Source organism: Tateyamaria sp., from assembly GCF_039945315.1.
Lineage (GTDB): Bacteria > Pseudomonadota > Alphaproteobacteria > Rhodobacterales > Rhodobacteraceae > Tateyamaria.
This window is the reverse complement of record NZ_JBDUXB010000011.1, coordinates 1-20,239: the sequence shown is the minus strand read 5'-3', so window position 1 is coordinate 20,239 and position 20,239 is coordinate 1. Positions and strand designations below refer to the sequence as shown.

Genomic DNA, 20,239 nt, shown 5'->3' with positions numbered 1-20,239 from the left:
GACAGATGAGGCGTCTTGTGCAAATGCGGCTACTGGTGCCCGCAGCGGTACACCCGATATTTTTTCTGCACGATCAGTCGTTTGATTGGACTCAACAATTGAAATTTCTGCACCCTCCTTCCGGGCTCATACTGAACCAGCGGCTCATTGTTTTACAAGAGGTTTGACAAGCTAGCTTCCTGAGCGATGAGAACTGCTTGTGTGCGGCTTTGAACTCCCAACTTGCGCATTATGGCGGTCACATGCGCTTTAACGGTAGTTTCGGCAATCGAAAGTTCAAAAGCGATTTGTTTGTTCATACGGCCTTTGCAGATCAGCTCGAGGATGTGTGCCTGTTTGTTGGTCAAAGAAGTAAGGCGCTCCGTGATATCGTCAACATCGCTCGAAGCTGCTGGTTCCACATAGCTCTCAGGGAAAAAATGCCCTCCGGCAATCACCAAGTTGAAAGCGGCTTGAAAAGTTTCTTTATCTGAATGCTTTGGCACAAAACCTTTCGCGCCACTACGCATGCAGCTTCGGATTATTCGGTTGTCGGTCACGCTCGAAATCACAATCACAGGCGTTTGTGGTTGGATTTTCAGAAGTTTTGCCAGCCCGCCTAGGCCTTCAACGTCCGGGAGGTTCAGATCCAGTAGAACAACATCCGGTTTCAACGTGCTGGCAAGGTGCAGTGCCGAGCTAAATCGAGCCGCCTGAAAAACTTCTTCCAGTTGTGGCAGAATGACTTGCAATGTCATAGTCAGAGCATCACAAAACAACGGATGGTCGTCGACTATCAGAATTTTTCGGACACGGGTTCCAGAGTCATTTGTGATGTTGTCGTTTTGGCCCATGAGACAAAACCTAACGTAACATCGCGCGTTTGTCGTGTATCCAAAGGTCTCATATATCTGGCACTTGAGACGCCAAAAAATTTGGCTGAGCTCTATCAATTGGCACATTTTTTGAGGGTCGGGCGGCATTTACTACTAATGTCTTATTTGCATGTTAGGAATTGACCTCCTAACGTGAGGTCAGCACGCATCATTTTCGTATGAGTGCAGCAATTAGTGGAGAGAGAACAATGGCTTGGACTGCACCGAAGGCAAAAGAGATTTCCTGCGGAATGGAAATCAACATGTATGTATCCTCTGAAGATCAGAGCTGAACAAAGCTTACGAGGATAATTCTATGCGCGTCCTGATTTTGGGCGCAGCAGCAGGGGGAGGGCTTCCGCAATGGAATTGTGGTTGCCCAAACTGCGTTTCGGCGCGTTCTGGCGATATCGAGCCGCAATCGCAGTCGTCGGTCGCTGTATCAGCGGACGGCGAATCTTGGGTGGTTCTTAACGCGTCTCCTGACATCCGAACACAGCTTCTTGCAGCCGAGCCTCTGTATCCCGGAGCGATCCGCGGCACGCCTGTCTCAGCAGTGGTCCTAACCAACGGCGACATTGATCACATTGCAGGCCTGTTGATTTTGCGAGAAAAGACCGCTTTCGACGTGTATGCGACAGGGGAGATTCTTGGCGTTCTTTCGGAAAACGCAGTGTTCGGAGTGTTAGACCCCGATCACGTCGTGCAAAAGAAAATGCGCATTGGCAAGACCTTTGAGCCAGCAGAAGGTCTGAGTATTACCCCTTACAATGTACCGGGCAAAGTGCCTCTGTATCAAGAGAAGGGTGACGTTGATACCGCACTGATCAGTGAAAATACGATTGGATTGGAAGTCAAAGCGAATGGTAAAACGATGCAGTACGTTCCTGGCTGCGCGATGTTAACAAAAACGATCAAAGAGAGGTTTGCTTCAAGCGATCAGCTTCTGTTCGACGGAACTGTTTGGCAGAATGACGAGATGAAAACTACCTCTACTGGGATAAAGACAGGACGTCGTATGGGACACATACCAATAAGTGGAGACGATGGATCGTTAGCACAATTGGCTGATGTTCAAGGGCCAGCCAAAACATACATTCACATTAACAACACCAACCCGATATGGAACCCGAAGTCGCCAGAACGTCGTGCGCTAAAAGACGCAGGTTGGTCGATAGCATACGATGGCATGGAGATTGTTCTGTGAGCGCTGCCCCTCAATCCCGCGAAGAATTCAAACAGCGTTTGCACGCCATTGGAGATGAACGTTATCATGACAAGCATCCGTTTCATCATCTATTGCATTCCGGCGGCTGCACTGTCGATCAAGTCCGCGCTTGGGTTGTCAACCGGTACTATTACCAATCGCGCATACCGATGAAGGACGCTGCATTCCTGTCGCGCGTTGATGATCATCGGTTACGTCGGACTTGGCGTCATCGCATAGAAGATCATGACGGAACAACTGAGGGCACGGGTGGGATTGAGCGGTGGCTCAAGCTCGCGGCTGGAGTGGGTCTTGACCCCGAATATGTACGTTCAGGAGTTGGCATCCTTCCTGCGACGCGTTTCGCGGTTGACGCATATGTCCGGTTTGTAAGGGAAGAGCCCTTGTTGCCTGCGGTGGCATCATCGCTGACGGAGTTATTCGCCCCAAAAATACACAAAGATCGTATTGCAGGACTGTTGAAAAATTACAATTTCGCAAATGAAGAAACCATAAGCTATTTTCAGCATAGGTTGAGCGAAGCGCCACGCGACGTCGCATTCGGGTTGGAGTGGGTGTTGGACAATGCAGTTACCATAGAGGGGCAGGATTCAGCAGCGGCGGCCTTAATATTTAAGACCGAAGTTCTGTGGGCGCAGCTTGACGCGCTCAACTCTGCATATGTCGACCCGGGCCGTATTCCTCTGGGCGCATGGATGCCCGGCGAGGGTCTTGCGTGACTGGCAACGATGTTCCATTCCTTCCGCGCGGCGTGCGGCTTCACTACGACAAAGTGCGCGGGACAAATGTACTCCTTGGCCCCGAACGCGCACTTATCCTAGATGACATTTCGAACATCATCCTTGCGCAGCTTGATGGGGAACGGAGCGTTGACGCGATCTGTAAAAACCTGGCTGAAACCTATGCCGCGCCATTAGATCAGATTGCGACGGACACACTTGCTCTGTTGACGGACCTTGCAAACAAGCGATTGCTTGAGGCCCGATGTGACTAAACCTGCCCCGCCCATAGCCATGCTGGCGGAACTGACGCATGTTTGTCCGCTTGCTTGCCCATACTGCTCAAACCCGCTCGAGTTAACAAAGCGCAGTGCAGAGCTGGATACCGAGACTTGGGGTCGTGTGTTTCGCGAATCTGCGGACCTTGGGGTTTTGCAGATACATCTTTCGGGCGGTGAACCAGCCTCACGGCGCGATTTAGTTGAGCTGGTTGTAGCTGCTAGGGAAGCAGGACTTTATACAAATCTGATTACGTCCGGTATCGGCCTTACTGAAGATAAACTTTCGCAACTCGACGCAGCAGGCCTGGATCATATACAGCTCTCTCTCCAAGGCATCACCGCGGAGCTTGCAGATCGCATCGGTGGGTACAAAGGCGGTTTTGATCGCAAGATGCATGTGGCCGAACGCATCGCGGCCGTGGGTTTCCCTCTGACGCTCAACGCTGTTATGCATCGGCACAACCTTGACGATTTGCCCGCCACCATTGCTTTGGCAGAGCGCCTTGGAGCTCGCCGTGTAGAAGTCGCTTGTGTTCAGTTTCATGGCTGGGCTGAAGCAAACCGGGGTCAACTGCAGCCTACAGATGAACAAGTACGTGCGGCAAAAGCAACTGTCGATGGCGAACGTGATCGAATGAAGGGGCGGATCGTTATCGACTTTGTGGCTCCAGACTGGTTCGCAGATTTCCCCAAAGCTTGCATGGGCGGGTGGGGATCGACCGGTCTCAATATTACGCCTGATGGCAACGTGCTGCCGTGTCACGCAGCAGAGTCTATCCCTAGTCTGACATTTGCGAATGTGAATGATCAGTCCCTAACGCAGATCTGGTATGAAGATGCCGCTTTCAATGCGTTTCGAGGAACTGAATGGATGCCGGCATTGTGCCAGACTTGTGAGCGGCGAGACATAGACTTTGCGGGTTGTCGTTGTCAGGCGATGGCGGTTTTGGGCGATGCGTCAGCGACCGATCCAGTGTGTCGAAAATCGCCGGGTAGGGCAGCAGTTGATGCTCTTCTGGAAGCGCCGGTTTCAGAAGAGCCATTTGTCTACCGTGTAAGAGTATGATGCTTGCAAGCTACAATTAGCCAAATGCTTTGTTCCTCGGCGGCAAGATAAGACGCCTGTGCGGGAAGGTCATTTTTCGTCGAGAAAATCGCAGATCAGCATACTTGAAGGCAAGCTGTTCCGTACCAGCATCCCAGGGATTTGGTGGCAGAAGTGCAAGTTTGTTGTCTCAAGAAAATCTGAAAATCTATACTCCTTTGGTGTTGGTTGTGTTGAACGCAGGGTGCGTTAGCATATCGAATAATGAGCGAAGGATCGAGCAAAACCCGAATGCTTGGCAATGTTCGATGGGAAAAATGTGCTCATAAAAGCTAATTTTCTGGGAGGAAAAAATGAAAAAACTCTTAAACTGCGCAGCAGCCTGTATCTTAATCGGGGCCCCTGCTTTAGCGCAATCAAACCTTGAAAAACTCGGGGCTTTCAAAGTTACCGGAACTAAAGATCACGTTTACGTGGATCAGACTGGTTCGGCCGCAGACTCAATTCGCAGTGTACTGGAGGGTATCGAGCTTCCCGATGGGTTTAACATTGAACTGTACGCGCTTGTTCCGGATGCGCGTCACATGGCAATGGCACCGCAAGGAACCGTTCTGTTTGTTGGGACTAAGAAAAACAAAGTGTGGGCAGTCATGGACCGTGACCGCAACAAGGTTGCTGATGAAGTGAAGGATTTTGCACCTTCTCTTGAGTTTGACGTGCCCAATGGCGTTGCTTTTTCGAAAGATGGCTTCTTGTTCATCGCAGAGCGTAACCGTGTGATGATGTACCCTGCAGCAGAGTTCTTTCACGAGAGCCCCGACGTTGTGGCTGTTCCAATTGTGCCTCAGGGAACGCTCATCCCTGTGGAGGAGGAAAGCTACAACCACACGGCACGTGTGGTAAAATTGGGTCCTGACAACAAACTCTACATTTCGCTCGGCCAGCCCTTCAACGTGGCACCCGAGGAGAAGCTAGCACTTTACAATGAGACCGGCATTGGCGGCATTATTCGAATGAACCGTGATGGAACTGGACGGGAAGTCTACACCTATGGTGTGCGAAATTCGGTTGGTCATGACTTCCATCCTGAGACTGGAGAGCTTTGGTGGACTGACAACCAGGTTGACGGAATGGGCGATGATATTCCTCCAGGCGAGATCAACCGTCAGACTGAGATGGGGCAGCATTTTGGGCACCCATGGTTTGGCGGCGGAACGGTTCGCACGAACGAATATGCTGGTCAGGAAGTTCCTGTGGAGGTCGTTCATCCCGCAGTTGAGACAGTCGCACATGCTGCCGATTTGGGCATGTCATTCTACACTGGTAAGATGTTCCCTGCTAAGTATAAGAATGCGATTTTCTCAGCTCAGCATGGGTCATGGAACCGCACTGAAGCAGTCGGCGCAAGGGTCATGGTCACCTTCATTGATGATGAAGGTAACGCGACGACCGAACCGTTCGCAGAAGGCTGGTTGGACGAAAACGGCGAGTACGACGGACGCCCTGTCGATGTTGCAATGATGAAAGATGGCTCAATCCTCGTGTCGGACGATTTTGCCAACGCAATCTACCGCATCACATATTCGCAATAAGAACTTGGGCGCCCGGTCGTTTTTGCAACCGGGCGCTTTAAAGGAACCCACTATGAACCACTTGACCAAAATCTGCTTGACCGTGCTGTCTGTTCTTTTTGTGACAGCGGTCACGGCTCATGCAGCTGACCCTGAAAACGGGCGAAAACTAGCTCGGCAATGCTCTGTTTGTCATGGCAAACTGGGAGTCGCGCGCGGCGACCCGGAAGTTCCGAATCTGGCTGGCCAGTCGTCGCTGTATTTAGAGAAAAGCCTTAAGGATTATCGCTCTGGTGAACGTCAGGATCGACGAATGACTTTGCTTGCAAAAAACCTAAGTGATGATGAAATCAAAGATTTGTCTGCATGGTTTGAATCAATAATGATAACAGTGACTGAGCCGGAATAAAATCGCCCTTAATACTTCATTTCAAAACCCAATAGCTGAGATACACACCAATTGGCTACGGTGCTTGATTGTTCCTTCAAACCGCTCTCAGTGGGAACAAAAAACGCTGGAAGCAAAGACGCGTTATAGCGCAGACTAAAAGCAATCTTGGTGTCAGGGAAACATTATGCACAGCCAGCATGGATTCCATCTCGAGGTTAGTGACGGACATAAGATTTGGGTCGAGACCAAGGGTTCACCAAATGGTGTTCCAGCTTTGTTTCTACATGGAGGGCCAGGAAGTGGGTGCAACGCTTCACAGCAAGCATTGTTTGATCCCGAAATCAACTATGCTATTTTTGTGGATCAACGTGGTGCAGGTCGAAGTCTTCCACATGCTGAACGCCATGCAAATACAACCAAGCATCTAATTGACGACCTTGAGGCCGTACGTTCGCATCTATGTATTGATCACTGGTTAGTGATTGGTGGCTCTTGGGGCGCAACCCTTGGGTTAGCATACGCCATTTCTCATCCAGCAAGGGTCACAGGCATGATTTTACGCGCGACTTTTCTTGGTACAGAGGCTGAGCTGAAATGGGCATTTTGTACTGCGCTTGAGAGTTTTCATCCCAACCTGTATTCGAAACTATTACATGAAATGCCAGACGGCCTCAAATCGCTTTGGTGTCGTATCCTTGATCCTGATCCGAAGGTATATACGACAGCAGCCCGGACGTTCAGTGTCGCCGAGCGTGCGATGTCTGAATTGGTCGCGCCTAGTCCGAAGTGGGACGGTCCCTTGGCCGCCACAGCATTTATGGAGGCGCATTACTTTCTAAACGATTGTTTCTTAAAACCTGATGAATTGCTGAGCGGTGCAACTGGTCTTGCCGGTATTCCGGGTATTGTTATTCATGCGCGGTATGACTTGCTGTGTCCGCCAAAAACGGCAAGCTCTTTGGTTGCGGCTTGGCCGGGATCAAGACTTCTTTTGATAGAGGGTGCCGGTCATTCACTTGGGCATGCTGCTGTGTTTGAAGCAGTTCGAGATAGTATCTTGGAACTTAGCTATCAGGCCTGAGTTCAAAAGCACCCGGGCGCTCCCTGAGCGATACACAAAGCTTGTCCTTGGCGCCTAGCACGACAGTTCTCGCATCTGGCAGACAGTCTGCCATTTTCTGACTCGCGTGATTTACCGCACGCGGCGTGACAGAGCATATTTCGTCTAGGGCACCTTTCCGCATTTCATCTGTCTCGCCCTTCAGATGGCGCTGCAGGGCAACACCAACAATATCGTCAGGGCGTTCGGCTCTGGCTAGGTTGCTCACAGTTGCTTGAATGCACTGATTTATGAAGGCACTGCTGGCGTTATGTTCCAACCAAATCGGAGCTTGTTGAAAGCGATCCAGAGTAGTCAATGAATTCGGATCACGAATTGAAATCAAGGCCAGTAACCCGTCGTTCAAGTTGTACCGAACGCGCGTTGAGTAGGCGCCCCCGGCGACACGAATGCTTTCCCATAGCCATCCGGTCTCCAACATTCGTGCTATGACTTGGCTAGAGGCAGGTGCACCCATTGTTACGGCCTGGCCAAGAGTAAAGTTGGAAGCAGTCGTGGGTATTCCTTCTTTCAAAGGTAGTTCGATATCAGGTATCTTTGCAATTTTCTGGCCTGACATGTGCCGAGGTGTAAAAAATCTAGTTGCGGTAGCAGGTTCTATGCCACTGATCGCCAAGTGGAGGCCAGAATTCTGTATTAGACGTTCTTTTAGCCGCGCCAGAGCGAGGTGTACTTGATCTGGTGCGTGTTCCAGCAGACTTTTCAAAAATCGCGTTTGTGAAATCCCATTAAGACGCTCATTGCAGGAACCGTCGGAACCGCTTAATGCGTGCAGCCTTTTTTCGCAGTAAATGTGTCCGGCTGAGGCAATTTTCGCATTCAAAGACGTGATTCCAGCTTTGATACGCTCGTGTACTTGGTTTTTGTCAAATCCCGATAGATGGATGATATCATGCATCTGCGCCAACAGATATTCCGGCGCTGACGGCAGCGATTTTCCACTGAGAAACATCCAGTTAGTGCCTGAGGTGCCCAACTCCAAGGCGGTTTGACAATGTACAGAAATTTCAATGTTCTGAGCTTTGTTTGCCCTCGTCAAAAGCGAGGCAAGGAGCGGAACCAATTCCATCTCATCCTCGTCCAATCCGTCGAGTGAAACAGCTAACTCCGCGCGGCACAGCTCTGGTTTAACCCTGTGAATATTGATGACCCCATCAGCAATCTCAGTATCGATATTGTTGACCTGAAATTGCATGCTGTTGTAGTTCAAAGAAGGTAAATTTGTTGGAGACGATCGTTTTCTGGGGTCAAGTATAGGTCTGACCCGGGTTTTACTTGGCGTAGTCAAGCTCCTCACTGCCTTAGGTTCCGCAAACAGTAGAATGCGGTGTGGGTTGTCCAAAAGGTCGCTCGCTACAAGCTGCTGAAAGGAACGTGGGTTGGTTTTTAAAGCCTCACGCACGCCAAACATCCGCTCACTGACGTCGAGCAGTACTAGTGGATTTGCACCATTGAGCCATTGGCTTCGTATCATGTTCAATGCGCGCAGGCCTTGCGGCGCTGGGCTGCTCCGACCTAAATTGCGCAACTGTAGCTCCAGTCGATCAACAGCGAGCGTCATTCGCTCAAATGGAATGTCGTTTTCGGCGAACTGTTCAAACAGTTGCTGGGTCAATGATATTGCAGGAGGCCCCGTATTCAACGTGTCGCCCATTACAGCTATCTCAAAGGTCCCAACGGGTGTCTCAGCAGAATAACCCGGGCCGATAAGACTTAATCCTCTATCTAACAGTGCCCGCTTTAACTGACCGCCTGGTTCTGCGACCAGATCGATAGACAGTGCTCTCCAAAGGTCGGAGTTTTCTAATTCAAAAGCCCATCCCAGTCCTACCATCTGTTCACTGCCAACTGCACTACTGACAGACCATGGGATGTCTATGAACTCAGGTAGTGAATTAGAAGAATGAATGCCGGTATGATCACTTGTTCCGCCTAACCTGAGCAGATCGTCCAGCTGCGAAAGGTAGGCGTGGACGTCTATGTCCCCCCAAAGAAAGAGCTTTGTCCGATCTGAGCGATAGTTTGCCGCATGAAAATCACGTAACTGTTGAGGTGTCAGCGTCTCGATCATATCGGGTGCACCGCCGTAGTCCAAAGAATAGACGGTGTGTGGCAACAGGCTTTGCCGGAGTTCCTCAAGTATCCGAGTTTGTGAAGCGGCCTGATGACCTATCATCTCGTTGACCACGATGTCGCGTTCCTCGAGGATATCGTCGACCAAGAGAAGTGGGTCGAAAACGGTGTTCAGCAAGATATCGATCAGATTGGCAAGGTCGTCAGGGTGACCAGACGACACATGGAAAAGTGTACTGTCAGCGGTTGTTGACGCGTTCAAGCCGGTAAGCAGAGTTCCCTGTAGCAAGGCCGTATATAGGTTTGTCGTTGGGTACTTTTTTGACCCTCGGAAGATGAGATGTTCGAGCACATGTGCAATGCCGTTGGAGCTATCAGGCAGGGTCTCGACCATGATGCCAAATACCAACTCAGTATCGTCCGTGCGCACAGTAAGAACTTCAGCACCAGTTGCTTTATGGAGAAAATTTACTGCGTTGCCGTTAATATTTTGCACAAACCGGGCATCAATGATTTCGAAGCTTTCATGCACGTTGCGCTGGTTTCCTTACTCATCCCAAATTTGTCTCAACAGTATGCCACAAAACGCTTATTTCTCAAAACTATGAAAAATACTATGATTGGTTATCGCAGAAAAATATATACGCCCTTCCACTCGCCTAGGTGTTTGATCCCATGGTTTGATGGTGCGATCTGTTCTTTGGAATGGAAGGAAGTATTATGGGACAAGTACGTCATGGGAGCGCCACGACCACGCACGCCGTCAGAGCTGCAATACAGCGATCCATTGGCTGGCAGGGTATTGCGCAGCAATGTCCCGAGAAGCGCAAGCTACGAACGCGGCGTTGAGCCGGGAACTTGGGATCAATGTCAAAACGGTTGCCAAATGGCGCAAGCGCGAAACTTTGGAAGATCGCAAGACCGGTCCGACTGAACCGAGTTCCATAGTTCTGAGCACGGATGAGGAAGCGATGGTCGTAGCTTTCCGGCGTCATACGTTGCTGCCGCTGGATGATTGCCTTTATGCTTTGCAGCCAACGATCCCACATCTGACGCGGTCTGCCTTGCATCGCTGTTTGCAACGGCATGGTGTATCCCGATTGCCAGATATGGAGGGCGACAAGCCCAAACGGCAAAAGTTCAAGCGCTATCCTATAGGCTATTTTCATATCGATATAGCCGAGCTTCGGACGAACGAAGGCAAGCTGTATCTCTTTGTGGTCATTGACCGAACCAGCAAGTTTGCTGTCGCGCAACTCGTGGACAAGGCAAATCGCAAAACGGCTTGGGAGTTCTTAGAGGCTGTGCTGGAGAGAGTGTCCGACCTTCTGTGTATGAGTGATTTGGGCCATGCTTCCAAAGTGAAGGAGCATGACGACAATGACGATTTCCAGGGATGTTTTAGACGAGCTGTTGAGCGGCGTTGAGAATGCGGACGATTTGCTGGGCGATCAGGGCTTGATGAAGGAGCTCAAGGTTCGCTTGATGGAAAGGATGCTGGGCGCGGAACTGACTGAGAATTTGGGCTATGAGCCGGACACCCAACCCACGAACCAGCAAAGTAACCGGCGCAATGGCACGTCGCGCAAGACGCTGAAGGGCAATAATGGTGCGCTGCCGATTGATGTGCCCCGCGACCGTGACGGCAGTTTTGAGCCGGTACTGATCAAGAAGGTCCAGACCCGGATTGATGGGATGGATGACAAAATCATTGGTTTGTATGCGGCGGGTTTATCGACCCGCGACATCCGCTCCCACCTAGAAGAGGTTTACGGGCTGAAAGTGTCTGCTGATCTTGTCAGCCGCGTCACAGATGCCGTTCTGGAGGAGGTATCTGACTGGCAGAACCGCGCTCTGGAGCCGATGTACCCCATTGTTTTCCTCGACGCTCTCCGGGTCAAAATCCGCGACGCAGAAAGCCGTCAGGTCAAAAACAAGGCGGTTTACGTGGCCCTGGGCGTCAATGCCGAGGGCGAACGCGAGGTTCTGGGCCTGTGGATCGCCGCCAATGAAGGAGCCAAATTCTGGCTCTCAGTGATGAACAATCTGCGCAATCGCGGGGTCGAAGACATCCTCATCGCCGTCGTTGACGGGCTAAAGGGCTTCCAAGATGCCATCAATGCGGCCTTTCCCGACACCACCGTGCAAACCTGTATCGTACATCTGGTACGCCATTCCCTGAACTTCTGCGGCTGGAAAGATCGCAAGGTCGTCGCCAAGGACCTAAAACGCATTTATCAGGCCACTGATGATGTCGAGGCCGAGAAAGCGCTTGCGGATTTTGAGGCCGAATGGGGCCAGAAATATCCATCAATCGCCCCAAGCTGGCGGCGGGCCTGGCAGGAGGTCATCCCGTTCTTTGCCTTTCCACCAGCAGTGCGCAAAATCATCTACACGACAAATGCGATTGAGAGTTTGAACCGCGTAATCCGAAAAACCACCAAAACACGTGGCAGCTTCCCAACCGATGATGCCGCGACAAAGCTGATCTATTTAGCGATCCGAACCTTCGAGAAGGCTGGTCGGTGCGTCAGAGAATGGGTTGCTGCCCGAAACCAGTTCGCTATCCTATACTCAGAACGGTTCAATAAATGAGCCGTCAAACTCGCATGGGCTAAACCTCATACACAGAGTTTTGGATACTCCCGTGCTGGAAGCCGTGCCCTATGAGATCCACACAATCCTAACGGACAACGGCATCCAGTTCTGTGAGCAACCGCCCAACCGGAACACTGCATACTCACGGCCAATGCGGTTCGATATGATTTGCGAGGCAAATGGAGTTGAGCATCGCCTGACCAAGCCAAACCATCCTTGGACAAACGGACAGGTCGAGCGCATGAACCGAACCATCAAGGACGCGACTGTCAAACGCTATCACTACGACAGCCACAACCAACTCCGCACGCACCTCAGAGATTTCCTCAACGCCTACAATTGCGCGCGTCGCCTCAAAACACTCAGCGGTCTCACGCCTTACGAATACATCTGAAAAATCTGGACTTCTGAGCCAGATCGATTCACCTTAAACCCTATCCACCAGATGCCGGGACTGAACACCTAGTCGATCCCTTTCACAGTACCTTGCAGTCCGATGTTCTCCAATTTTGATGAATTTATTGGTTAAATGAATTGCGTGATTCGCAACTACAGTAGGGGTTTCGTTTGACTTAAACTAGAAGCATTTAGTTGCAGCGAAATCTAATTTTCCGGAACGGGGTGCGCTGGTTTCGTCGGAAAACCAAAAGATTTTTCTGGCGAAGTATGGCAAATTGGCGAAGACTATCTCTCATGAAAAGAACTAATTTAGCGGCATTTTTGCTCCTTTCCGCGGTATCGAGCGTCGGTACGAACTACGCCGCAGCCGCGAGTGCTGGGGAGCGCAAATGGATTATGTACGCCCAAAAAGGAAATGGCGACGTGTATTTTTTTGATCCGTCACGCGTGGAAAAGGTTGATGCTTTGCGACATGTTTGGAGTGGAGTTCAGTACAAAACGTCCGTAATGGGAGCGGCCAGTCTTCTAACCCTGCTGGAAATTGACTGCTCCAAGCGAACTGAGAAGACTTTGCAGAGCACATTTTTCACGGACAAGAACTGGGAACGAGCAGCCATGAAAACTAACAAAAATGAAACACCTAACCGCCAGATCAAGGATGGTTCAATGTCCGCGCGCCTCGCTGAAATTGTGTGTGATTGACAGTGAACTTATATGCTCAGTGCTTTGAGCGAGAAACGTTTTACACTGGACAAAAAAATTCCCGCAATACTTGGATATTGCGGGAACCTCCCTTAAGAATTCATCTCAAGTGTGCAGACTTATCGCATGCTTTCAGCTGTGACCTGGTAAATTTCTCCGGCGTCTGTAGCTACGTACAGAGCGTTGTCCGGACCCATAACCAATCCACGGAACCGCTGCGAAAAACCAAGAGGCATCCGTATGATACCGTTGATGCCCAGACCATCCGGTGTCAGGCTAATCATGTCGATCCGTGAACCGGGTGGTGTATCACCAAATCCGATACCCATGATACCAACTGCCATATGACCCTCGTAGATACCCCAATTGCTACCTTTCAGGAAAGCGGCGGAGCCAGTTCCCTGTGAGTAACCATTATTGTTCCAGGAAGGAGGCATCAAATCGTCGAACCGAGTATCACTCATTGGAGTGTATGCAGCGCGCACTGCCGGATCCATCCCGTCCAGCTGATTTGGCTCATATCCACAGTACTTATCAGGACAATCGCCACGCCCACCTGTGTTTTCGGCAGGGTCCCAGCCAGCGTTTCCGCCATTCACGAGAGCGGTGATCTCGTCGTTGTGCCAAGGGCCATGCTCAGCCGTAAAGGCTTTGCCATCGCTTGGCCGGAAATCGATGCCTTGAACGTTTCTGTGCCCGTAGGTGTAAATGCGCTTGTCAAAGCCCTCGGGAGGATTGTTGTCTGGATGTGCATTTCCGTTCATGTCAACCCGCAGAACTTTCCCACACAGAAGTGTTCCATCCTGAGGACAAATCCCACGGTGGCGATCACCACCCGCAACCCAGAGGTAACCACCAGGTCCAATGCGAATTCGACCACCGTTGTGAGCACCAGGCCCGCCAAAGGGTTGATCTGACTCGAACGGCTTATACTGGATGTCTGTCACGATGTCGGTCCGGTCAGACACGCTCGTTAGGTCATCACTAACCTTGAACGTCATGACGATGTTACCATCGCATTTTTCAAAGTTGGTCTTACAGCCATCGCCATGGTACTTATTCGACGTCGAGTAGACAGCAATCGTTCTGTTTTCGGAAAAGTCTCTATCTGCTACCACGCCAAGCATTCCAGCTTGCCCCTCGCAGAAAAGGTCATCTCCACTGTCGGAATAGCCAGTGCTGTCTTTCATTCCGTACAAAGCATGTACGTTCCCGTCAGTTGTTCTAACCGAAAGACCTTTGCACTTTTCGGTGAAGAACATGGTGCCATCTGGCAGGAAGGCCATGTCCCAAGGGTTTTCGAGCCCTTCTATTACAACCGTTGGGGTGATTTTTGGCACGTCCATGCCTTCGTGACCGTCTGCTTGAGCAGCAAGCGACAGCCCAAAAACCATGGCACTGGCCATGGCTCCCAAAAGGACCGTTCTCATCTTCGTCGTCATTTCTTCCTCCCTACTTCGTTATTTTGTTCCGTACGTCGCGTCTTCCAAATACGCAGCCAAGTTTACGATTTCCTCATCGGTCAATGGCTTTGCCATCATAATCATAAGGGACGAGTTTGGTCCCTGTTTGATGCCTTCTCTGTAGGCTTTCAATTTTTCCATCGTGTACTCAACATCGTTGCCAGAAACCTTTGGGTAACTGGCTGCGCCTTTTCCAGCCTGCCCGTGGCAGTTAACGCAAGACTCGTTGTACCGTGCTTCGCCCACTGACTTGTCAGCGCCAAAACCATAATTGGGTAAGGTTAACACAAGAAAAACAAGAATAGCGTTTGGTGTTCTATACAAAACTTCCACCTCGGATATGCAGCCCCGCCAGGCGGAAACTATTGCATGTTCTCGATTTTTTCATACGTAGACCTTGGTCGTAAGGAAATCATTTGTATAGCCGACCACACACCAGACGAGATGGTGCAGCTATCCGTAGCAAATATGTAGGTGATTGTATCGTGTCATTGATTTACTGAATAATATCAAAGAAGTGTTCTGGTCTCGACGTTTTGGCACGTAGAATCTCAACAACCCACCTTACTTGTCTGCGGCCTGCCATACTCAGTGAGTCTCGCCGTAGTTATTCACAAAAAACTGCTCCAGATACCACTACCAGTCTGAGTAACATCGCAATTGACTGACTCTGTTTTTTCGAATTTTGCCGCGAACATTGGACGAAATTTGTTCCACCAATCCCGGATAGTTTCGTGACTGACATAGATGCTCGACTCATGCAGGAGATGTTTCAAGTTCTGCTGCCATGGCGGCCACTGGACATACATGATAACTGCTAAGCGGATGATCTCAGTTCTGGTTTTGAATTGCCAAAAGCGAATCGTTAAGTCATCTGTACTGGCAGCAAACCGCTCTGCCCGCCCTAGGCGATTTTACTCTAATAATGCCCAAACAACCACTTCTACAGCGTCTGCGAGGCCGCTATCTCGACCTGCCAAAAACGCTGTTCGAGCGCGTCTACGACTGCCTTGTTGTCATATCAGGCGACCACAGCAGTGCTGGCAAAGGCATCGCGGCCCGTCCTAATTTTTGGTTGCTCAGCCGCCTTCAGGGTTGATGTGTTTGCAAAAAGGACCGCTTCAAGGTTGTCTGACAGAAACGGGTTAGTTACTTTCCACCGCTACCTCCGCCTTCTCCTTGCCGGCCTCTATTTGTCTCCTAGTTAATCAGTTAGGTGTTGGGAGGCGGACAGATGACACGACTTTTCCCTATGGGACTGATAGCAATTTTGTTGATTTCTTCTGGTGCACACGCCCAAAATTTTGAAACTGGGCTAGAAGCCTACAATGCAGGAAATCACGTCGCAGCCTTCGAGGAATGGCAATTGTTAGCAGTGATGGGTGAAAAAAGAGCCCAACACAGGATAGCATGCATGCATTTTGATGGGGAAGCCGGCTTGCGGAACTATGCTGAAGCGGTGAGGTTTTTTAATCTCGCTGCAGGGCAAGGGTATGCGAAATCGCAATACCGGCTCGGAACAATGTACGAACAAGGCGAAGGAGTTCCGGAAAGCAATGAGCAGGCTGCTCGCTGGTACTTTCTTGCTGCTGAACAAGGACTAGCAGACGCGCAGGCGAACCTCGCAAAACTTTTTCAGTTGGGGAAGGGCGTTCCTCAGGATGCTGCAGAAGCTAAACGATGGTATTTTCTCGCAGCAAAACAGGGCCATGTTTACTCACAAGGGCAATTGGCTTTGATCTACATGGACGGTGCAGTTTCTCGACCCGACTTCACATCGGCATTGATGTGGTATGAAATAATTTCAGCAAACGGATCAGGAAATGTCAGCAAAAGACGCGAATGGTTGCTGAAGGTGATGTCCAAGGAGCAAGTGGTCGATGCTGGTCGTCGAGCCAACAAGTGTGTGCGTAGCAACTATCGTCATTGCGATTAATGGTGCATATGAACCTTGGGTAGCAGATGACTGTCAGTATTTCGGATATTCTAGACTCCAAGGCGTATTTAGTATAATGAATACAACCCATCCTATGTGGATACTTTGGGGGGAACAGTATGTGTGAGGTCTTTGCAGGGCAAGATCCCGAACGGTACACTAGCACGACCCGACGTCTGCGTCTGAATGGGCAAAGCACTTCGATCCGACTCGAGAATGCGTTCTGGGCAACTTTGGATGATATCGCCCTGCGAGACGGTGTGACGACCCCCTTCTTCATCTCCACTCTCCACGCAGAAGTTCTGGAGCGGCGCGGCGAACCCGCTAATTTTACCTCTCTTCTGAGATGTGCCTGTTTGAAATTCATGGAAATTTCTCAACAAGACGACTCAGCCACCATCGCCGCCGAGTAAGGTTCAATCTGCCAAATGAAAAAACTAGTAAGGTAGTAGAGACATACTACCCAGCCACTGCCAGTGCTTCTGTAACCTGAAACCCAAGTTCAGGGACAATAGGAGGACATGGTGGCGAAACAAATCCACTCTATGATCCGCGTCTTCGATGAGGCGAGATCTGTTCAATTCTACGACACCGCTTTCGGACTGAAGGTGGCGGACCGGCTGGATTTCCCAGATTTCACTCTGGTGTATCTCAGCAATGCTGAGGCTGAGTTTGAGCTGGAGTTGACGATCAACAAAAGTACGACTGAGCCATATGACCTTGGCAATGGCTATGGCCACCTGGCGGTTTCAGTGGATAACCTTGACGCCGAACATGCCCGTTTCGAGGCGGCAAGCCTGAACCCCAGAAAACTTGTAGAATTCGCGCCCGCCGGAGAAATCGTCGCGCGTTTTTTCTTTGTGGCTGACCCAGACGGTTACCAGATCGAGGTGCTGGAACGGGGCGGTCGATTCAAATGACATCAAAGGGAGGAAATAGTGATGTCTAACACGAATAACCAAAAGGGGCTGACTCGTCGCCAATTGTTGTCGCGTGCGACAGCAGCGGGGACGTCCTTTGTTGTCGGAGCGGGCTTTTTGGCCGCGCCGAATGCGGCCTGGGCCATGGAGACGACAGCGCTAAAATCGGAGACGATGGCGACGCTGGTGCAGATGGCCCGCGATATCTATCCACATGATCAAGTGGATGATGAGTACTACGTAATTGCAGTTAAAGGCTACGACAGCGAAGAGTCTGCGGACGCGGTCGAAGACGGCATCGCCAAGCTAAATGCCGCTGCGCAAGCTGCGGGCCATGACAACTATCTCGCGGCTGGCTGGGAGCGTGACCGAGTCGATATTTTGCGTGGTATGGAAGACGATGCGTTCTTTCAGAAAATCCGCGGGGGTCTGGTGACCGGGCTTTATAACCAAAAGGCGGTATGGCCGATTTTTGGCTATGAGGGCGCCTCATTCGAATTCGGTGGCTACATCGATCGTGGTTTTGACGACATCAACTGGCTGTAAGGAGGAGATACCAAATGACAGCTCCATTTGAACTTTCTGATGACAGCGTTGTCGTCGTTATTGGCACTGGCGCAGGCGGCGGCGTTCTGGCAAATGAACTTGCGCAGAAAGGCGTGAGTGTTGTGGCGTTAGAGGCGGGTGGCCGCCATCTACCCGAAGATTTCGTTAATGACGAATGGGATAGCTTTGGTCAGCTTGCCTGGCTGGACCCGCGCACAACCAGCGGCGATTGGCGCGTGGCCAAGGACTTTTCTGGTCTGCCCGCATGGATTGTAAAATCTGTTGGTGGAACCACCCAACACTGGGCGGGCGCGAGCTTACGCTTTCAGGATCATGAGTGGAAGGCGCGGACGACCTATGGGGACGTCGATGGCGCAACCCTGTTGGACTGGCCTATTGATGCTGCTGAGATGGAGCCATGGTACACCAAAGCGGAAGATAAGCTGGGTGTGACTCGCACGGGCGATCGTCCCGGCCTGCCAGGCAACAACAACTACAAAGTATTCGAAGCCGGGGCCAAGAAGCTGGGCTACGAACAAGTCCACACGGGCCGCATGGCGATCAACTCGGATGAGAACCGTGATCGTCTCATGTGTCAGCAAACGGGGTTCTGTTTCCAAGGCTGCAAATGGGGCGCAAAATGGTCGGCTGGCTATGTTGACATCCCCGAGGGCGAGGCGACTGGCAATCTTGAGGTCCGCTCACACAGCCACGTTGCGCGCATTCTGCACAATGAAGCTGGCAAGGTCACCGGCGTTGAGTACTTTGATAAAGACGGCAATTTGCAGATGCAGAAGGCCCGGATTGTCTGTGTTGCGGGTAACTCGTTTGAAAGCCCGCGCCTGTTGCTAAATTCGGCTTCTGATATGTTCCCGAACGGGCTTGCAAACTCCTCGGATCAAGTAGGTCGCAACTATATGAGGCACATGACAGGCTCAGTCTATGCAGTGTTCGACAAGCCGGTGAAGATGTGGCGCGGTACGACTATGGCGGGCATCATTCAGGACGAATCCAATCACGACCCATCGCGTGGATTCGTGGGCGGATACGAACTGGAAACGTTGGCGCTGGGCCTTCCCTTCATGGCGGCCTTCCTTGATCCCGGAGCATGGGGGCGTGAGTTCACATCAGCCCTGGATCAATACGAAAACATGGCGGGTATGTGGATTGTGGGTGAGGACATGCCGCAAGCGGACAACCGGGTGACGCTCAACACAGAGGTCAAAGATCAACATGGGTTGCCAGTTGTAAACGTGCATTTTGATGATCATCCCAACGATGCCGCTATGCGCAACCATGCCTACAAACAAGGCCAGGCGGTTTACGATGCTGTTGGGGCAACGCGTACCTTCCCAACGCCACCATATCCGTCGACTCATAATCTGGGCACCAACCGTATGTCAGAAAAGCCAGAAGATGGAGTAGTAAACAAATGGGGCCAAACCCATGACATCGAAAACCTCTTCATTTCAGACGGCTCGCAGTTCACCACAGGTGCTGCAGAAAATCCGACTTTGACTATCGTTGCACTCGCTATCCGACAGGCTGACCACATCGCCCGCGAAATGGGTGAAGGAAATATCTAAACATTATGATGCCGGCGTCTTTTGATGCCGGCATTTCCTTAAGTTCCATCTGGGTAGCGACAACGTTCTGTCGCGTCGCGAAGTGCCAAAAGAGGCACTGTCAGATCAAAATAGCTTGAGACGGGTAGGGCGGTTTCGTAGCCTGGAAACATGACCAAATCTGACCCATTCAAGGGTCTTGTCAGAAGAACTTTGCTTGAGCAGGTCAGGGTGGGTGCCCAGCCTTTGGACATGACCAAACCCGCTTCATTCAAGTACTTCAAAAACCAGCCCCGAGATCATCCGCCTGGCGGTAATGCTGTACGTCCGTTTCCCGCGGTCGGCACTGTCAGAGGAAACCGGGTTGAGGCGGGCAGGGCGGGTTTGTAACCTCGCCGGATGACCAATCTTGATCCGTTTCGCTATTTCAAAACGAGCCGTGAGATTATCCGACTGGCGGTTATGATGTACGTCCGTTTCCCTCTGTCCCTTCGCAATGTTGAAGATTTGCTCCATGAACGGGGCATTGATGTCAGCCATGAAGCCGTCAGATATTGGTGGCATCGGTTCGGGCCGATGTTAGCTTCCGAGATCCGTAAACGCCGGATCGAAGGTATGAAATCCAGTCGCTGGCGCTGGCATCTGGACGAGATGTTCGTGAAGATCAACGGCGAACAACACTATCTCTGGCGGGCTGTCGATCATGAAGGCGAAATCCTGGAAAGCTTCGTCACGAAGGCACGTGATAAGAAGGCTGCGTTGAAATTCTTAAAGAAAGCAATGCGTAAGCACGGCAGTCCTGACGTGGTCGTGACGGACGGTCTGGCA

20 protein-coding genes and 2 pseudogenes are annotated in these 20,239 nt (G+C 51.1%); 18 read left to right on the top strand and 4 right to left on the bottom strand.

Annotated features, from left to right (window positions below):
- Positions 1-152 precede the first annotated feature (152 nt).
- Positions 153-833 carry a response regulator gene (locus ABJD00_RS03910; protein ID WP_413849476.1) on the bottom strand — a complete coding sequence of 227 codons (681 nt, stop codon included), beginning with the start codon at positions 831-833 and terminating at the stop codon, positions 153-155.
- Positions 834-1,033: 200 nt separating this feature from the next.
- Between ABJD00_RS03910 and pqqA the strand changes: the two genes are divergently transcribed.
- The 8 genes from pqqA to ABJD00_RS03870 all read left to right on the top strand — a co-directional run bounded on the left by pqqA (position 1,034) and on the right by ABJD00_RS03870 (position 7,170).
- Positions 1,034-1,147 (top strand): pyrroloquinoline quinone precursor peptide PqqA, encoded by a 114-nt coding sequence (gene pqqA / locus ABJD00_RS03905; RefSeq protein ID WP_413854387.1) that lies wholly within the window; start codon positions 1,034-1,036, stop codon positions 1,145-1,147.
- Positions 1,148-1,170: 23 nt separating this feature from the next.
- Complete coding sequence (gene pqqB / locus ABJD00_RS03900; RefSeq protein ID WP_413849478.1) at positions 1,171-2,061, top strand: pyrroloquinoline quinone biosynthesis protein PqqB; 891 nt, start codon at positions 1,171-1,173, stop codon at positions 2,059-2,061.
- Positions 2,058-2,801, top strand: a complete 744-nt coding sequence (pqqC, locus tag ABJD00_RS03895; RefSeq protein ID WP_413849480.1) for a pyrroloquinoline-quinone synthase PqqC — start codon at positions 2,058-2,060, stop codon at positions 2,799-2,801. The genes pqqB and pqqC overlap by 4 nt, the downstream gene beginning before the upstream one ends.
- Entirely contained in the window at positions 2,798-3,076 is a 279-nt protein-coding gene (pqqD, locus tag ABJD00_RS03890) for a pyrroloquinoline quinone biosynthesis peptide chaperone PqqD (RefSeq protein WP_413849482.1), read from the top strand. The genes pqqC and pqqD overlap by 4 nt, the downstream gene beginning before the upstream one ends.
- Complete coding sequence (gene pqqE, locus ABJD00_RS03885; protein WP_413849484.1) at positions 3,069-4,148, top strand: pyrroloquinoline quinone biosynthesis protein PqqE; 1,080 nt, start codon at positions 3,069-3,071, stop codon at positions 4,146-4,148. Before pqqD ends, pqqE begins: the two co-directional genes overlap by 8 nt.
- A 332-nt stretch (positions 4,149-4,480) precedes the next feature.
- Entirely contained in the window at positions 4,481-5,719 is a 1,239-nt protein-coding gene (locus ABJD00_RS03880; RefSeq protein ID WP_413849486.1) for a PQQ-dependent sugar dehydrogenase, read from the top strand.
- 52 nt (positions 5,720-5,771) lie between these two features.
- Complete coding sequence (locus ABJD00_RS03875) at positions 5,772-6,107, top strand: c-type cytochrome (protein WP_413849488.1); 336 nt, start codon at positions 5,772-5,774, stop codon at positions 6,105-6,107.
- A 166-nt stretch (positions 6,108-6,273) separates the two neighbouring features.
- Positions 6,274-7,170, top strand: a complete 897-nt coding sequence (locus ABJD00_RS03870; protein WP_413849490.1) for an alpha/beta fold hydrolase — start codon at positions 6,274-6,276, stop codon at positions 7,168-7,170.
- On the opposite strand, the gene ABJD00_RS03865 is transcribed toward ABJD00_RS03870, so the two are convergent.
- Positions 7,154-9,814: an insulinase family protein gene (locus tag ABJD00_RS03865; protein WP_413849492.1), complete on the bottom strand. Its 2,661-nt coding sequence runs from the start codon at positions 9,812-9,814 to the stop codon at positions 7,154-7,156. The genes ABJD00_RS03870 and ABJD00_RS03865 overlap by 17 nt on opposite strands.
- A gap of 188 nt (positions 9,815-10,002) precedes the next feature.
- Between ABJD00_RS03865 and ABJD00_RS03860 the strand changes: the two are divergent.
- The 4 genes and pseudogenes from ABJD00_RS03860 to ABJD00_RS03845 form a co-directional block, all read left to right on the top strand.
- Positions 10,003-10,601: pseudogene (locus tag ABJD00_RS03860) on the top strand (IS481 family transposase); the annotation flags it as partial.
- Between the two features lie 61 nt (positions 10,602-10,662).
- Complete coding sequence (locus tag ABJD00_RS03855; protein WP_413849494.1) at positions 10,663-11,877, top strand: IS256 family transposase; 1,215 nt, start codon at positions 10,663-10,665, stop codon at positions 11,875-11,877.
- Between the two features lie 187 nt (positions 11,878-12,064).
- Positions 12,065-12,346, top strand: a pseudogene (locus ABJD00_RS03850) (integrase core domain-containing protein); the annotation flags it as partial.
- A 227-nt stretch (positions 12,347-12,573) separates the two neighbouring features.
- Entirely contained in the window at positions 12,574-12,981 is a 408-nt protein-coding gene (locus ABJD00_RS03845) for a surface-adhesin E family protein (protein ID WP_413849496.1), read from the top strand.
- A gap of 119 nt (positions 12,982-13,100) precedes the next feature.
- Here the strand turns inward: ABJD00_RS03845 and ABJD00_RS03840 are convergent, their stop codons facing one another.
- Together ABJD00_RS03840 and ABJD00_RS03835 are read right to left on the bottom strand one after the other, a co-directional pair.
- Positions 13,101-14,423 (bottom strand): PQQ-dependent sugar dehydrogenase, encoded by a 1,323-nt coding sequence (locus ABJD00_RS03840; protein WP_413849498.1) that lies wholly within the window; start codon positions 14,421-14,423, stop codon positions 13,101-13,103.
- Between the two features lie 18 nt (positions 14,424-14,441).
- Positions 14,442-14,768: a c-type cytochrome gene (locus ABJD00_RS03835; protein ID WP_413849500.1), complete on the bottom strand. Its 327-nt coding sequence runs from the start codon at positions 14,766-14,768 to the stop codon at positions 14,442-14,444.
- A gap of 910 nt (positions 14,769-15,678) precedes the next feature.
- Between ABJD00_RS03835 and ABJD00_RS03830 the strand changes: the two genes are divergently transcribed.
- The 6 genes from ABJD00_RS03830 to ABJD00_RS03805 form a co-directional block, all read left to right on the top strand.
- A complete protein-coding gene (locus tag ABJD00_RS03830) occupies positions 15,679-16,380 on the top strand; it encodes a tetratricopeptide repeat protein (RefSeq protein ID WP_413849502.1) in 702 nt (233 codons plus the stop codon).
- A 119-nt stretch (positions 16,381-16,499) separates the two neighbouring features.
- Complete coding sequence (locus ABJD00_RS03825; protein WP_413849504.1) at positions 16,500-16,793, top strand: ribbon-helix-helix domain-containing protein; 294 nt, start codon at positions 16,500-16,502, stop codon at positions 16,791-16,793.
- Between the two features lie 111 nt (positions 16,794-16,904).
- Positions 16,905-17,300, top strand: coding sequence for a VOC family protein (locus ABJD00_RS03820; RefSeq protein WP_413849506.1), 396 nt, complete (start codon positions 16,905-16,907; stop codon positions 17,298-17,300).
- Between the two features lie 21 nt (positions 17,301-17,321).
- Complete coding sequence (locus ABJD00_RS03815; protein WP_413849508.1) at positions 17,322-17,846, top strand: Twin-arginine translocation pathway signal; 525 nt, start codon at positions 17,322-17,324, stop codon at positions 17,844-17,846.
- 14 nt (positions 17,847-17,860) lie between these two features.
- Positions 17,861-19,432, top strand: a complete 1,572-nt coding sequence (locus tag ABJD00_RS03810; protein ID WP_413849510.1) for a GMC family oxidoreductase — start codon at positions 17,861-17,863, stop codon at positions 19,430-19,432.
- Positions 19,433-19,810: 378 nt separating this feature from the next.
- Positions 19,811-20,239 (top strand): IS6 family transposase (locus tag ABJD00_RS03805; RefSeq protein WP_413854385.1); only part of this gene is annotated, 429 nt, incomplete at its 3' end.

Excerpts from the sequence above, each read along its gene's own strand:
- ABJD00_RS03830 (WP_413849502.1), top strand. The coding sequence starts at position 15,679 with ATGACACGACTTTTCCCTATGGGACTGATAGCAATTTTGTTGATTTCT.
- ABJD00_RS03910 (WP_413849476.1), bottom strand. The coding sequence starts at position 833 with ATGGGCCAAAACGACAACATCACAAATGACTCTGGAACCCGTGTCCGA.
- ABJD00_RS03870 (WP_413849490.1), top strand. The coding sequence starts at position 6,274 with ATGCACAGCCAGCATGGATTCCATCTCGAGGTTAGTGACGGACATAAG.
- ABJD00_RS03875 (WP_413849488.1), top strand. The coding sequence starts at position 5,772 with ATGAACCACTTGACCAAAATCTGCTTGACCGTGCTGTCTGTTCTTTTT.
- pqqA (WP_413854387.1), top strand. The coding sequence starts at position 1,034 with ATGAGTGCAGCAATTAGTGGAGAGAGAACAATGGCTTGGACTGCACCG.
- ABJD00_RS03845 (WP_413849496.1), top strand. The coding sequence starts at position 12,574 with ATGAAAAGAACTAATTTAGCGGCATTTTTGCTCCTTTCCGCGGTATCG.
- pqqB (WP_413849478.1), top strand. The coding sequence starts at position 1,171 with ATGCGCGTCCTGATTTTGGGCGCAGCAGCAGGGGGAGGGCTTCCGCAA.
- ABJD00_RS03815 (WP_413849508.1), top strand. The coding sequence starts at position 17,322 with ATGTCTAACACGAATAACCAAAAGGGGCTGACTCGTCGCCAATTGTTG.
- ABJD00_RS03840 (WP_413849498.1), bottom strand. The coding sequence starts at position 14,423 with ATGACGACGAAGATGAGAACGGTCCTTTTGGGAGCCATGGCCAGTGCC.
- ABJD00_RS03880 (WP_413849486.1), top strand. The coding sequence starts at position 4,481 with ATGAAAAAACTCTTAAACTGCGCAGCAGCCTGTATCTTAATCGGGGCC.
- ABJD00_RS03825 (WP_413849504.1), top strand. The coding sequence starts at position 16,500 with ATGTGTGAGGTCTTTGCAGGGCAAGATCCCGAACGGTACACTAGCACG.
- ABJD00_RS03855 (WP_413849494.1), top strand. The coding sequence starts at position 10,663 with ATGACGATTTCCAGGGATGTTTTAGACGAGCTGTTGAGCGGCGTTGAG.
- ABJD00_RS03810 (WP_413849510.1), top strand. The coding sequence starts at position 17,861 with ATGACAGCTCCATTTGAACTTTCTGATGACAGCGTTGTCGTCGTTATT.